Origin of the sequence: Pseudomonas meliae (assembly GCF_001400515.1) — a bacterium.
Taxonomy (GTDB): domain Bacteria; phylum Pseudomonadota; class Gammaproteobacteria; order Pseudomonadales; family Pseudomonadaceae; genus Aquipseudomonas; species Aquipseudomonas amygdali.
Map to the genome: position 1 here is coordinate 37,797 of NZ_LJQT01000430.1, position 14,421 is coordinate 52,217.

Sequence of the window (14,421 nt, forward strand, 5' to 3'; positions counted from 1 at the left end):
TTGTCAGCGTGGCGCGATGTGCACCACCATCAACTGCACGGTTTCGTTGCCACGAAACTCGTTGAGGTCCAGTTTGTAGGCCAGTTCGACCCAGCGAATGTTGGGGTTGGGCCAGATGTCGCGGTCGACGCCGAACGCAATGCCATCGAGCTTGACGCTGCCGCACTCGGTCTTGAGCACCATCTTCAAGTGACGCTCGCCCACCACCCGCTGTTCAACAAGCTGGAATATGCCGTGGAACAAGGGCTCGGGGAAGTGCTGTCCCCAGGGACCGGCGTTGCGCAGTGCGCGGGCCAGTTCCAGATGGAATTCCTCGACGGCCAGCGAACCGTCAGACAGCAGACGTCCGGTCAAGTCCTGCTCGTCGAGCTGACGACGCACTTCCAGGTCGAACGCTTCGGCAAACGCCGGGAAATTCTCTTCAGGCAGCGAGAGACCTGCCGCCATGGCGTGGCCGCCGAACTTGCTGATCAGATGCGGATGACTGGCCGCCACAGCGTCCAGCGCATCGCGAATGTGAAACCCCGGCACCGAGCGAGCCGAGCCTTTGAGCACGCCCTCCGCGGCACTGGCAAACGCGATGGTAGGTCGGTGGTAGCGCTCCTTGAGGCGCGAGGCCAGGATACCGATGACACCCTGATGCCATTCGGCATCGAACAGGCACAGGCCGAACGGCATGGACTCCAGCGGCAGGTCCTTGAGCTGCGCGAGCGCTTCACGCTGCATGCCCTGCTCAATGGATTTGCGATCCTGGTTCAATTCGTCCAGTTGCACGGCCATTTCTCGCGCCAGTGTCGGGTCGTCGCAGAGCAGGCATTCAATGCCCAGGCTCATATCGTCCAGGCGCCCCGCCGCGTTCAGGCGTGGCCCGATAATAAACCCCAGATCAGTAGAGGTGATGCGCGAAGACTCACGCCGTGCAACCTCAAGAATCGCGCGCAGCCCGGGCCGGGCACGGCCAGCACGAATACGCATCAGGCCTTGGTGCACCAGAATGCGGTTGTTGGCGTCGAGCGGCACGACATCGGCCACGCTGCCCAGCGCGACCAGGTCCAGAAGCTCACCCAGGTTGGGCTGGGCACGCTGGTTGCTCTCGAACCAGCCGGTGTCCCGCAAGCGCGCGCGCAAGGCCATCAACACATAGAAAATAACCCCGACGCCGGCCAGCGATTTGCTGGGAAAGGTACAGCCTGGCTGGTTGGGGTTGACGATGGCGTCTGCCGCCGGAAGCTCGTGACCCGGCAAATGGTGGTCGGTGACCAGTACCTGCAAGCCTGCCGCCTTGGCAGCGGCCACACCCTCGACGCTCGAAATGCCGTTATCCACGGTGATCAGTAGCTGAGGCTCGCGCTGCAACGCCACTTCGACGATTTCCGGCGTCAGGCTATAACCGTACTCAAAACGGTTAGGCACCAGATAATCGACGTGCGCCGCGCCCAGCAGGCGCAGCCCCAGAACACCCACGGTGCTGGCAGTCGCACCGTCGGCATCGAAATCACCGACAATCAGCATACGCTGACCTTCCTGCAGCGCCGTTACCAGCAGATCTACCGCAGCATCGATTCCCTTGAGTTGCTGATAAGGGATCAACCGCGTCAGGCTTTTGTCCAGCTCGGCCTCGCAGGCCACGCCCCTTGCGGCATAAAGACGAGTGAGCAAGGGCGGCAGGTCGCCGAGAAACGGCAAGGTATCGGGCAATAGACGGGGTTCGATGCGCATGCGGGTCAGCTGATTCTCTTTGCAGTGTCGATGAATGTTTTTTCGATCGGAACCGGCGGCTGTCAGCCGCGTTCGCCCGCAAGCCATTGCAACTGGACTTCATGCTGGCCACGGTCGTCGGTGACGAACACCGTTCCTTCACTGATCATCACATCCCACTTGATGACCCGCGGCATATCCTTGGCCAGCACTTCCAGCACGTCCTGCGGGACGGCGGCAATATTGACGTTTTTCAGGTTCTTGATCGCCGGAATGACCTTGCCTTCCCAAACGCGCAAGCTGCCGTAGGCAAGCAGGCTGGTGCGTTCGGTGCGACGCGAGCACCAGGTCAGGCGGTCGGCATCCGGCTGTCCGACTTCAATCCAATGCAGAACCCGATCATCCAGGCTTTTTTCCCACAGTGCGGGTTCGTCTACATCAGACAGGCCGCGACCGAACGACAATTGTTCGTTGTACCAGAAGGCATAGGCCAGCAGGCGCACGGTCATGCGTTCTTCAGTTTCCGAAGGATGGCGGGCAATGGTCTGTTTGACGCTCTCATACACTCCGCGATCGAGGTCGGTGAGGTTGAGTTCGAATTTGTAGGTCGTGGACGGCTGGGCCATGAACGGGCTTCTAGAGTCTGGAGGTAAGACGGCAAGTCTAACCGATGCCGGGCCTGTGAACGAACTTGCTCGCGCAGGGGATGCAATTGCTACTGCTTGCGGGCTATACAAAAATCGATAGCCTGAAACAAAATTCTGATACAGATTGGCTTTATAGACGATCTGATCCGAGTACCTGGATCCCGGCAAGGGACTGCCGAAGCACTTGAATGTGACGCCACAGGCGCAGCGCCACTCAAAGAGCTGCCACTCTACTCCAGTTTGCTGAATCTTTTTCGAGGATGAAACCAGCGAATGTCCCTTCCTGCCTCGTACTGCACAGCGGCTCGATTGATGCTCGCCCTGTCGCTGGCTGCCCTGTCATGCGCCAGCCAGGCAAGGGAGACATTGACCTGGCTGATGCGCGACATACCACCTTCGACGATTTTTTCCGGAGTCATGCGCGGGCAAGGTGCTATTGATCAGCTCATGCCTTTGTTAACTGCGCGAATGCCCGAATACGATCACGTGCTAATGCGCGTCAATCGTGCCAGGGGCCTGCAGATGCTTAACGACGCCACGTCTCTGAGTTGTGATCCCACGATGCTGTGGACTGAGGAGCGAGCCAGAACCCTGCTCTTCTCCATACCGATCGGCGCCATATTCAGCAGCGGCCTGATTGTACGCAAGGAAGACATGTCGACGTTCGAGCCGTATGTCGAGGACGGAAAAATCGACTTCGCGGCGCTTATGGCCACCCGGGCGATCAAATTGGGCATAGTCGCCGAACGCAGCTATGGCGAACTGATCGACCATACGCTGCAAGGTGTCGACGAAGATGCGCTGGTGCTCCATTACGGTAACGATGCCACCGGCAGCCTTCTGCAAATGGAACGCCTGGGGCGCCTGCAAGCCTTTATCAGTTTCTGGCCGGAAGCACGCTATCAGGCCATGCAACAAGGTATCAGGCCGGATGAACTGGCCTTCTTGCCGATCATGGGCAACCCCGCCTACCAATTCGTCTATATCAGTTGCAGCAACTCACCTGAAGGCAAAAAAGCCCTCGCACAGATCAACCGCGAGATGCGTACGTTGCGCGAAAGCAGCCTGATGGGCTTTTACGCGCGGTGGCTGGACCCCGAGCAACGGGCAAGCTACCTGGAAGACGTCAAAGCGCTGTTCGAGAAGAACTGACCACCTAAAAGAAACCCCGGGCAGAGGGGGACCTGCCCGGGGTAAACATGACCATGATGGTCAGTACGCCAACCTTCGATCACCGGAGCACAATCATCAAACCTGACGTAATGGATAGGAGTGCGACGAGCGCGTCAGGTTCCAACATCGTTGACGCGAGTCAGATAACTGTTAAGCAACTGTTAAGCAAAAGACGGAGTGCCGACAAACGTTCGGCTGATTGCAGCATTGCGCATCGCGGCAATGACGCAGGGTTCGATTCGACCTTCGGCGACCATCAAATCCCGGCGCAGGCCGTCTACCACGTCGGTGAGCTGACGCTTGTCGCTCAGTTGATCAGCGCCGAATGTACGCTCGATCACACAGACGCCCGCTTTATCCTTAAGAGTAACCAGACGTTCGCCCCGAGTACCCGCCGGGCCAATAGTGGCCTGATAAGGAGCCAGCGCTTCGCTTAGCAGTAAGCTGATATTTTCCATCCGGATCACCACTCAACAGTTTGAATGCAAAGGTGCTAACCAATGACCGTCGGCGACAGCAGAAAGTTCTTTCTATCGCCTGATCACAGCACCGGTCTGTCATTTCGAGCATGCCTGTTGAATGTGACAAGGAAAAAACCGGAGGCCAATGGCGACAGGAAGTGGGCTTGTAGGAAAACTCAACATAATTACGCTACGCCTCCTACAAGGTGCCTATGCTATTGATCACTGCGTTAAACAACGCTGTCGTCTGTAATACCAGTCAGCCTTTTTGATGGAGCCACACCTTGAGCGATTCCACTGATCGCCCGTTGCGCGTCATCGTGGCTGATGACCACCCTATTTTTCTCATCGGCCTGCGGTCGTACTGGAACAGGACGATCTGGCTACAGTTGTCGCCGAAGCCTGTAATCCGGATGAACTGCTACAGGTACTCGCGCGCCATCCCTGCGATGTGCTGGTGACTGATTTCATGATGCCGGTCGAACTGCAGAACGATGGCTTGCGTCTTTTGCAGCGCATACACCGGGATTTTCCGGCATTGCCGGTGATCGTTGTAACAGCACTGAGCAATGCCGGACTTTTTCAGTCCATGCTGGACCTTAACGTGCGGGGCCTGTTGAGCAAGGCCAGCCTTGCCGGAGAACTGCCAGCTGCCATCAGGGGCGTGCAGCGCGGTGAGTTTTTTGTCGCCGATTCCGTGCGCAGGGTGCTGATAGAAGCGCGTCAGTACGGCCCTGACGCGCTGTTGCCGGCAGAAAAATTGTCGCCCAGGGAGCTGGAGGTGTTACGCCTGCTCTCGGCCGGTCATACCGTCGGCCAGATCGCTGCGCAGCTCAATCGCAGCAAACAGACTGTCAGCGCACAGAAAGTCGCGGCCATGCGCAAGCTCGGTCTGGCCAACGACGCGGCACTGTTCATTTATTTGCAGGAAAGCGGCATGTCCTGAGGCCGGCCGTCTGTCAGCATGGCCTGCAGATGAGACTCGCGCTCGGCGGCCCAGCGCACCAACTCTGATGAAGGCATCGGACGCGCAATGAAATAACCCTGAATGGCCGGGTTGCCCAATGCCAGCAGGCTGTGAAAGTCGTCAATCGTTTCGCCCCCCTCCACCACTACCGACATGGACAGCCGCTGTGCCATGAGCATGGCTCCAGCCACCACTGCAGACTTGCGCGCATCGTCGGCCATGCCACGTACAAACTCGGTCGGTATCTTCAACTCGCTGAAGGGCAACTGCAGGAGCCTGTCGATGTTCGAAGCGCCCATGCCAAAGTCATCGATAGACAATTTGCAGCCCTGCATGCATAACCTCAACAGGCCCTCCATCTGCCAGGTTTCCGGGCGGGCGGCATCCTGTTCGAGAATCTCCAGGGTCAGCGCAGTTGCCGGCACGCTGTGACGGGTGAGCGCCTGCATGATCTGCCCGGCGAAATCCGCCTGTTGCAGCACTTGCGGGTCGATATTGACCGCAACCGAGAGTACTTCGCCCTGCTCGCGCATGAACTGTGCAGAGAACTGCAGGGCCTGATCCAGCATACGCCAGGTCAACGCAACGGTCAGTTCCTCAGCTTCGATGGCGTCCATGAATCGTCCGGGAGCCAGCAAGCCATGTGTGGGGTGCTGCCAGCGGACCAGCGCCTCGACACCCAGCAACTTGCCCTGCAGATTCACCTTGGGTTGAAAATAGGCAATCCACTGTTCGGCAACAGACGCAACGTCTATGGGCATATTGTCTTTCGGATCAAACAACTCCACGGCAGACAGTGCCCCGAACGCACGCTTTACCGGTGACTGTGGTGCACTCCCGGCACGGCCTGGCCCGTACGCCTCAAGCAGGTCATGGAGTACAGCGGCCGAAGCAGGTTTTTGCACATACCCCAACACTTCCAAGCCTTGGCTGAGCGCCAGCTGCGCAACACCTTCCAGCACGCAGGCAGCTGAACTGCTGACAATGATCAGAGCCCTCGCCAACCCGTTTTCGGCCATAAAAGCGGATCAGCTCAAGGCCGTCGGGGCCGTCCATCTGCAAGTCACAGATAGCAATGTCGACAGGACCACGGCTTTGCAGGGAAAGCCTGGCAACCTCAACGCTCTCGGCAGCCAGCACATCGAACACCTGATTGGCGTTGAGCATCTGGTGCAGAGCCATCAGCTGGAAAGGATGGTCTTCGAGAATCAGAACCTTGAGTGAGTGCACGGTCACGCCTACGGGAGTCAGAGCCAGCGGCTCAGGGGAACACTTACTGTAGCTCCTCCCGCACGCATGCCCCATAGGACATGTCCTAAACCCGGTAGCGATTAACGTTTTTTTCAGCAAGCATCAATCGCAAGCCGGTGCAATGTCGGGCACTGCCACCAATTGCAACTCGATATCAGCGCGCAGGCCGGTCATCGCAGCCTCCAGCGCCAACCAGCGCTCAGGCACACTGGCCACACACTCAAGCCGCACACTTTCATCGAGCGCCGCGCACGCCTTGGCCAACGGCACTGCGTCAACCAGACTCGCCGCGCCCTTGAGCCGATGCAGGCAAGCGCTCAAGGTGTTCCAGTCATTTGCCAGCACCGCAGGCTCCAGCAAGGCGTGTTCATGCCTGAGATTCTTCCACAACTCGCCCAACAACCGTTGCATCTGTTCCGGGTTGGCCCGGGTCATGTTTTGCAGCGTGCTGATGTCGAACGTCGGCTCACGTACCCGATCCGCCAGCTCCTGGGCCAGACGCGCCAGGGAAAGCGGTTTGATCAGCAGACCGTCCATCCCCGCCTGCTCACACCGTGCAGCCTCGTCGCTCATTGCGTTAGCGGTACAGCCAATGACCGGGCAGCGCCGGCGCTGCTCTTTCTCTTCGATCTGTCGAATGGCTTCGGTCAATGCATAACCGCTGATACCCGGCATGTTGCAGTCGGTGATGACCGCATCGAACGGCTCTTCGCACCACCTCGACAGCGCAGCCTTGCCATCTTCGACAGCCACCACCTGATGACCAAGAAACTCCAGCTGGCGGGTCAACACCAGCCGATTGGCCGACATGTCATCGACCACCAACAAGCGAAGGCTGCGCGTATCCATAGGTGCATCCGGGACATCGCAGGAGGGCAAAACCGGCTCGCTCACCCTGACCAGCGGCAAATCGATGTTGACCAGCGTACCCTCGCCCGGCGAGCTGTGCAGGCTGATATCGCCCTTCATCAACTGCACCAACTGCCGAGTGATGCTCAGTCCCAGCCCACTCCCACCGTAATGTGCGGCAGTGTCATCGCTGGCCTGAGTAAAGGGCTGGAATATCTGCTGTTGACGCTCTGGCTCGATACCTTCGCCACTGTCCTGGATACCGATGCGTACACGCGATGAGTCATCCAGCGCCGCCACCCTCAAGACGACCGACCCTTGCCGGGTGAATTTCAAGGCGTTGCCCAGGACGTTATGCAGCACCTGACGCAGCCTCAGCGGGTCAAGCCAGTAATCGCCCTGAGCCTGTTCGGAGAATTCCAGCCGCAGTTCCAGGTCCTTTTCCCGGGCCTGCGCTGAAAAAAGCTCGATTACGCCCTCGAAAAGAGCCTGCAAGGATGTGACTGTCAATGACAACTGCATGCCGCCCGCTTCGATTCTGGCCAGATCAAGGCTTTCGCCAATCAGTGCCACCAGCTCCGTAGCCGAGCGATGGGCGACCTGCAAGCCTTGCGACGGTGTATGCCCCTTGCGTAAAGCGTGTGCGCATTCCAGCTCCAGCAAACCGATGATTGCACCCATTGGGGTACGAATTTCATGACTCATGCTGGCCAGAAAGACACTCTTCGCCTCGTTGGCCTGAGCGGCCAGACGCATTGCTTCCTGGAGCTGCTGCTCAAGCCGCTTGCGCTCGGTGATATCGACCCAGCCGCCCAGCACCCCCTGCAGCTGTCCGTCGGCAGCGAAGAAAGGCACCGTCCATTGCCAGACGTCCATGCGTTTTCCGGACAGTTCGATGGTGCGGTCGGAAAAGACTGGCTGGTGATTTTCCAGCAAGTTGAGGTAGTCGGTATGCATCTGCTCAGCCAATGCACGCGGTATCAGATTGACATCCGTAAGGCGTCGACCATTCATCTGCTCGAAACTGATGCCAAGGCTCTGCTCGTAGCTACGGTTGCAGGAAATCAGTCGTCCCTTGAGATCGCGAACATAAATCGGATTGGGGATACCATCGAACAAGGCGTGTTTGAAGGCCAGTTGGTCATTGAGCTGCCTTTCAGCCTTGAGGCGCTGGCGAATCTGTACCTTGAGGCGACTGCTCCAGACCAGTGACACCAGCCCGGTCAGTAAGGCCAGGGCCAGTACCCAGAATACCCACTGCGGTATCCGCCCCCAGAGCGAAGGCTGAGGCAGTGCCGAGCCCAGCCACTTCAAGCGGATCGAGCGCAACTCGGCCACCGGGAATTCCTCCAGCGCCTTATTCAGAATGCCCAGCAGCTCGGGCTGGGTCTTGATCACCGAAAACCTGTCGGGTGACCATTGGCCATCGACACTGCGGGCGACCTTCAGTTGCCCGGCCGGGAACAGGTAGGCACCTACTTCATTCTGAATGGTCGCGTCGGCAACACCGCTTTCCACCAGGGCGCGGGCCTGGTCGTAGGTGTCCACCAGACGCAGCTGGATCAAGGGGTGCTCGCGCCTGATCAGGTCTTCGAGCGCATGCCGGGCAGGCAGTGCCAGCACTTTACCGGCCAGACTGTCGAGCGATACTCGGGATGAGCGCTCGGAGCGGACCACGAACATCCAGCTGTTGCCTCCGAACGAATAGGTAAAGTCCAGAAACCGCCGACGCTCGGCATTTTCTGCAAGCGAGGTGTTCATCTCGGCAAGACCGGCACGCAGCATTTCAATGCTCTGCTGCGTGGAAGGCACTTCCTGATGGACAAACTGCAACCCGGTCATGCGTGAGATACGGGACAGCACATCTGCGTTCAGCCCCACCCATTGGCCATTCTTGTCTCTGTAGATGTACGGCGGATGCTGTGTGGTGGCGATGGTCACGCTCGGATGCTTGAGCAGCCAGCGCCGCTCGGCACCGGTAAGGCGAATGCGTTGCCCCTCCACGTCAGCACCCAGCCCCATGGTCCAGCGGTCGAGAACTTCACGATCGATCGACGGTTCAATACTGTCCAGCGCGCGATTGATGAAGGTCAGCAAGCGCTGCTCATCGTCACGCACTGCAAAAGAAAACCCTACCGGAGGCAACCGGCTTTCGAACTTGATCTGCAATCCGAGATAAGGACGCAGGGCGGTGTAGGCCCGGACAATGACTTCGTTGCCGATAAAAGCGTCGACCTCGCCTTGGCTCAGGGCCTCCAGAGCACTGTAGAGGTTAGGCGCGATAATCAGCTCGCTGTCAGGATAAACGCGGTGAGCGACGTCCGAGTCGGCATAGCCATCAAGCAGCACAACCTTCTTGCCGGCCAGGCTTGGCGGCGGGCTCAGATCGTTGCCACGACCAACGACAACAGATCGGTCAGGCATGTATTCGGTTGAGAACGACAGCCCTTTCACGCCCCGCTCAAAGCCATTGGCGCTGGTCAGCAGGTCTATCTTGCCGTCGTGCAATGCCTCGATGGCCTCGTCACGCCTGGCAAACCCGGTCACCTGCACCGGAATGTTCAACTGGTCGCTGACCAACCCCAGATAGTCGGCACTGATGCCCTGATAACGGTTGCGGTCACTGGTGATATCAATCGGCTCGTAGTCGGCAATCGCAATGCCGACCCGAAGTACCTTGCGCTGATCTAGCCATGCACGATCCTGATCTGTGAGGGCCAGATCCGCTGAAGCCACGAAAGGGGCTGTCAGGGTAAACGGCAAGCTTTGCGCCGCATCGGCTGGCCCGACAAAAACCAGCGCCAACAACATGCATGCCATGCGCCACGCGCGGCCTCTCAATGTGCTGTCTGCCTCCCTGACTACGCTTTGCATGCTTGCCTGCTTCACTACAAATGACCCAACTCTATGGTTCGAAAACCAGCGAAGTTTGGCACGTAGAAACAGAAAGGCCCGCCAAGTNNTGGCGGGCCTAAAGTTGTTACACGACGCTTCTGTCAGAGCGGTTTGCCGCGATTGCCATGCTGGCTGACAAACGCCTGTATGGCTTTCAGGTCATTTGGCAGCACAGTGCAGCGCTCGTCACGCTCGAACAAATCAGACAAATGTGCAGGTAGCTCAAGCGCTTTTCCTACACCGGCCTTCTCCACTGCCTCCGGAAACTTGACCGGGTGCGCGGTACCCAGAATCACCATCGGCGTGTCCAGGCTGCGACGGCATTCGCGGGCAGCCTTCACCCCGATAGCGGTATGCGGATCAAGCAGTTCGCCGGTGCTGGCAAACACTTCAGCAATGGTCGTGCAAGTGTCTTCGTCGCTGACCGCCAGCGAATCGAACAGCTTGCGGGTTTCAGTCCAGCGCTCTTCTTCGACACTGAAACCGCCACCCTGCCTGAACGTGCTCATCAACTCGGCAATGGCAGAGCCGTTACGACCGTGCATATCGAACAACAGGCGTTCGAAGTTCGACGACACCATGATGTCCATGGAAGGCGACAACGTCGCGTGCAGGGTTTCCTTGACGTACTGATTGCCGCTCATGAAGCGGTGCAGAATGTCGTTGCGGTTGGTGGCGACGATCAGTTGATTGACCGGCAGCCCCATGTTGCGGGCCAGATAACCGGCAAAGATGTCGCCGAAGTTGCCGGTCGGAGCCGAGAACGATACCGAACGTGCTGGCCCGCCCAACTGCAGCGATGCATGGAAGTAGTAGACGATCTGGGCCATGATTCGCGCCCAGTTGATCGAGTTGACGGCGACCAGACGCGTGCCCTTCAGGAAGCCCTGATCGGCGAAGCTGGCCTTGACCATTTCCTGGCAGTCGTCGAAGTTGCCTTCTACTGCAATGTTGTGGATGTTGTCGCCAAAGATGGTGGTCATCTGCCGGCGCTGAACATCCGATACCCGATTGTTCGGGTGCAGAATGAAGATGTCGACGTTGTCACAGCGACGGCAGCCTTCGATGGCCGCAGAGCCGGTGTCACCCGAGGTAGCGCCGATGATCACCACGCGCTCGCCACGCTTGGCCAGCACATAGTCCAGCAAGCGACCGAGCAATTGCAGCGCGAAGTCCTTGAACGCCAGGGTAGGACCGTGGAACAGCTCAAGTATCCACTCGTTGCCATTCAACTGACGCAACGGTGCCACTGCACTGTGGGCGAAGACAGCGTAGGTCTCTTCAAGAATCTTCTTGAAATCGGCATCCGGGATGCTACCAGCCACAAATGGGCGCATCACCCGAAAGGCAAGTTCGTGATACGGCAGACCGGCCCAGGAGGAGATCTCTTCCTGAGTGAAGCGTGGCAGGTTTTCCGGCACATACAGACCGCCGTCGCTGGCCAGACCAGTCAACAGCACGTCTTCGAAGTTCAGGGCCGGCGCCTGGCCGCGAGTACTGATATAGCGCATGGGATCAAACCTTTGGTTTGAGCTGAAAGCCTCAAGCCTCAAGCTCAAAACGACTGGCGTCTGACTTGAAGCTTGCAGCTGACGGCTCGCAGCTGATGTTAATTAAGATGTTCTACGCGAATACGAACCACCGGGCCAACCACGTCCTGAAGAGCTTCCAGGGCCTGAATGGCGTCATTGATGCGCTGCTCCACAACACGGTGCGTCAACAGGATCATCGGCACCAGGCCATCGTGCTCTTCGACTTCCTTTTGCATGATCGACTCTATGTTGATACCGCGCTCGGACAGGATGCTCGTCACCTGAGCCAGCACGCCCGGGTGATCCTTGGCCTGGATGCGCAGGTAGTAGGCGCTTTCACAGGCTTCGATCGGCAGAATCGGGTGCGCGGACAGCGAATCGGGCTGGAAGGCCAGATGCGGCACACGGTTTTCCGGATCGGAGGTCATCGCCCGCACCACGTCCACCAGATCGGCCACCACCGAGGAAGCCGTAGGCTCCATACCGGCACCGGCACCGTAGAACAGCGTCGAGCCGGACGCATCGCCATTGACCATCACCGCGTTCATCACGCCGTTGACGTTGGCAATAAGACGATCGGCCGGGATCAGCGTCGGGTGTACGCGCAGCTCGATACCTTGGGCCGTGCTGCGTGCAACGCCCAGGTGCTTGATGCGATAGCCCAGCGCTTCAGCGTAGTTCACGTCGGCGGTGGTCAGTTTGGTGATGCCTTCGGTGTAGGCCTTGTCGAACTGCAATGGGATGCCGAAGGCAATGGAGGCCAGAATGGTCAGCTTGTGCGCTGCATCGATACCCTCAACGTCGAAGGTCGGATCGGCCTCGGCATAACCCAGCGCCTGGGCTTCGGCCAGAACATCCGGGAAGGTACGGCCCTTCTCGCGCATTTCGGTGAGGATGAAGTTGCCAGTGCCGTTGATAATGCCTGCAACCCAATTGATACGGTTTGCCGACAGCCCTTCGCGAATGGCTTTGATGACCGGGATGCCGCCAGCGACAGCTGCTTCAAAAGCAACGATTACGCCCTTTTCACGCGCTTTGGCGAAAATTTCGTTGCCGTGAACCGCGATCAGCGCCTTGTTGGCGGTCACTACGTGCTTGCCATGCTCGATGGCCTTGAGCACCAGATCACGGGCGATGGTGTAGCCACCGATCAATTCAACGACGATGTCGATTTCAGGGTTGGTCGCAACGGCAAACACATCACTGGTAGTAGGCGTACCGGCAATCTGGCAGTTGGGGTTTGGTGTACGAACCGCAATTTGCGCAACTTCGATTCCTCGCCCGGCACGGCGGGCGATCTCCTCGGCGTTACGCTGAAGTACATTGAAAGTACCGCCACCGACAGTACCCAGCCCACATATGCCTACTTTGACCGGTTTCACTGATGAACTCCCCGAAAAACAGCTGATGCTTGATCAGCCGTGAAATCCGCCGCACGTTGCCATGCGGCTACAAATGTGAAGAGGCGCCAAAAACACGGTTTCGTGTAGCGCATGCTCATATGAAGCATGCTGATGTGACAAAGCGTTATTTGGCGCCCATTGCCAGTTTGGCAACCTGAGCAGCAGGCTGATAGCCCGGAATCACCTGACCGTCGGCGAGGACAATCGCCGGGGTGCCGTTGACGCCGATCGACTGACCCAGCTCATATTGCTTGCTCACCGGATTGTCGCACTTGGCGGCCTTGATGTCCTTGCCGTCTACCATGCGGTCCATGGCGCTTTTGCGGTCCTTGGAACACCACACGGCCTGCAACTGCTCGTCACCCGGAGAACCCAGGCCTTGGCGCGGGAATGCCATGTAACGGACTTCAACGCCCATTTTGTTCAACTGCCCGACTTCTTCGTGCAGTTTGTGGCAATACGGGCAGGTAGTGTCGGTGAATACCGTGATGTGCGATTTGGTCTCGCCCACCGCCGGGTAGATCACCATTTCAGAAAGCGGAATGGCGTTGATGGTCTTGGCAATGGCCAGACGTTCGGTCTTCTCGGTCAGGTTGACCGGCTTGCCTTTCTGCACCTGAAACAGGTAGCCCTGAACCACGAACTGGCCGTCGGCACTGGCATACAGCACACGACCGCCCTTGAGCTTCACTTCATAAAGACCGTTGAGCGGGCTCGGCGAAATACTCTCGACCGGCAACTGCAATTCCAGCGAATCGAGGGTCTTGCGGATGACTTGGTCGGGGGCTGCATCAGCCAGGGCAGACATACTGAATGTGCCGGCCAGCAGTAAAGCGGCGGCAGCGAAAATCTGGGGCAAACGCATGAAAACTCCTATAACGACGGGCAGACTGGCGGCAGTCGAAAAAAGGCGCGCCAGCCTTGATATGCGAAACCGGCAAAGCCTACCACATAAGGCTCGCGGGGCCGACAGGCCGTCGTCACTCGGGATGTTTCCAGGATGGATTAGAGATTTTTCCTGCGCAGATCGGAATGGAGACCTTTGTAGCCCCCATTGTCAGCGAACGCTTCACTCACGCTGTACCTTTTGACCGAACCGTCTGCGTTATAGCGCTCAATGAGCGTCAACTTTAACAGCGCATCCTTGCCATCACAATCGGTCATATATGCAAACCACTTACCACCGGGAAAATCCTCGCGTTTATAAGTCTGCATAAAATTCTTACTTCTGTCAGATCTCAAATAGACACGCTGCTCATCCTTATCGATAGAAAAAGCTTCACCTTGCCTGCCAGATATCTGAGCAATATAGGCCATACCTCGATTTTTTGTTCCTGTAACCCAACCCTGAGCATTTACGCCTATGTAAACAGGCGCAGGCCTCTCAAGTGAATCCGGCACAGGCTTCTCAAGAGAATCAGGCGCAGGCACAACTTTCTCTGAGGACTCAGTAGCCCGCTCATTTTCCTTGGTGTCCCAATGAGGAGAATCCTCAAAATAAAACCAATCATCGCCACTTTCAACATTAAGGAAGATCTGAAGTAG

Annotated in this window: 9 protein-coding genes and 2 pseudogenes; 2 read left to right on the forward strand and 9 right to left on the reverse strand. The window is 57.9% G+C overall.

The genetic code is table 11. From position 1 onward, the window contains the following. Nucleotides 1-3 precede the first annotated feature (3 nt). Nucleotides 4-1,719, reverse strand: a complete 1,716-nt coding sequence (gene recJ / locus ALO64_RS20025) for a single-stranded-DNA-specific exonuclease RecJ (RefSeq protein ID WP_044343768.1) — start codon at nucleotides 1,717-1,719, stop codon at nucleotides 4-6. A 62-nt stretch (nucleotides 1,720-1,781) separates the two neighbouring features. Further along, nucleotides 1,782-2,324 (reverse strand): YaeQ family protein, encoded by a 543-nt coding sequence (locus ALO64_RS20030; RefSeq protein WP_002554774.1) that lies wholly within the window; start codon nucleotides 2,322-2,324, stop codon nucleotides 1,782-1,784. Between the two features lie 333 nt (nucleotides 2,325-2,657). On the opposite strand from ALO64_RS20030, the gene ALO64_RS20035 reads away from it, so the two are divergent. Continuing rightward, on the forward strand, nucleotides 2,658-3,497 hold the full coding sequence (locus ALO64_RS20035) for a TIGR02285 family protein (RefSeq protein ID WP_005732478.1): 840 nt from the start codon (nucleotides 2,658-2,660) through the stop codon (nucleotides 3,495-3,497). Nucleotides 3,498-3,679: 182 nt separating this feature from the next. On the opposite strand, the gene ALO64_RS20040 is transcribed toward ALO64_RS20035, so the two are convergent. Further along, nucleotides 3,680-3,976: a DUF3509 domain-containing protein gene (locus tag ALO64_RS20040; RefSeq protein ID WP_002554776.1), complete on the reverse strand. Its 297-nt coding sequence runs from the start codon at nucleotides 3,974-3,976 to the stop codon at nucleotides 3,680-3,682. 287 nt (nucleotides 3,977-4,263) lie between these two features. Here ALO64_RS20040 and ALO64_RS20045 point away from each other — a divergent pair. Continuing rightward, nucleotides 4,264-4,925 (forward strand): annotated as a pseudogene (locus tag ALO64_RS20045) (response regulator). Here ALO64_RS20045 and ALO64_RS20050 read toward each other — a convergent pair. The 6 genes and pseudogenes from ALO64_RS20050 to ALO64_RS25610 all read right to left on the reverse strand — a co-directional run. Next, nucleotides 4,898-6,176, reverse strand: a pseudogene (locus ALO64_RS20050) (EAL domain-containing response regulator). The pseudogenes ALO64_RS20045 and ALO64_RS20050 overlap by 28 nt on opposite strands. Nucleotides 6,177-6,299: 123 nt before the next feature. Beyond that, a complete protein-coding gene (locus ALO64_RS20055; RefSeq protein WP_161794682.1) occupies nucleotides 6,300-9,857 on the reverse strand; it encodes an ATP-binding protein in 3,558 nt (1,185 codons plus the stop codon). Nucleotides 9,858-10,042: 185 nt separating this feature from the next. Next, nucleotides 10,043-11,452 (reverse strand): threonine synthase, encoded by a 1,410-nt coding sequence (thrC, locus tag ALO64_RS20060; protein WP_044343763.1) that lies wholly within the window; start codon nucleotides 11,450-11,452, stop codon nucleotides 10,043-10,045. 98 nt (nucleotides 11,453-11,550) lie between these two features. Beyond that, nucleotides 11,551-12,855 carry a homoserine dehydrogenase gene (locus ALO64_RS20065; RefSeq protein WP_044343764.1) on the reverse strand — a complete coding sequence of 435 codons (1,305 nt, stop codon included), beginning with the start codon at nucleotides 12,853-12,855 and terminating at the stop codon, nucleotides 11,551-11,553. A 145-nt stretch (nucleotides 12,856-13,000) separates the two neighbouring features. Then, entirely contained in the window at nucleotides 13,001-13,741 is a 741-nt protein-coding gene (dsbC, locus tag ALO64_RS20070) for a bifunctional protein-disulfide isomerase/oxidoreductase DsbC (RefSeq protein ID WP_044343765.1), read from the reverse strand. A gap of 140 nt (nucleotides 13,742-13,881) precedes the next feature. Further along, nucleotides 13,882-14,421: hypothetical protein (locus ALO64_RS25610; protein WP_054991787.1), on the reverse strand; the 540-nt coding region annotated here is incomplete at its 5' end.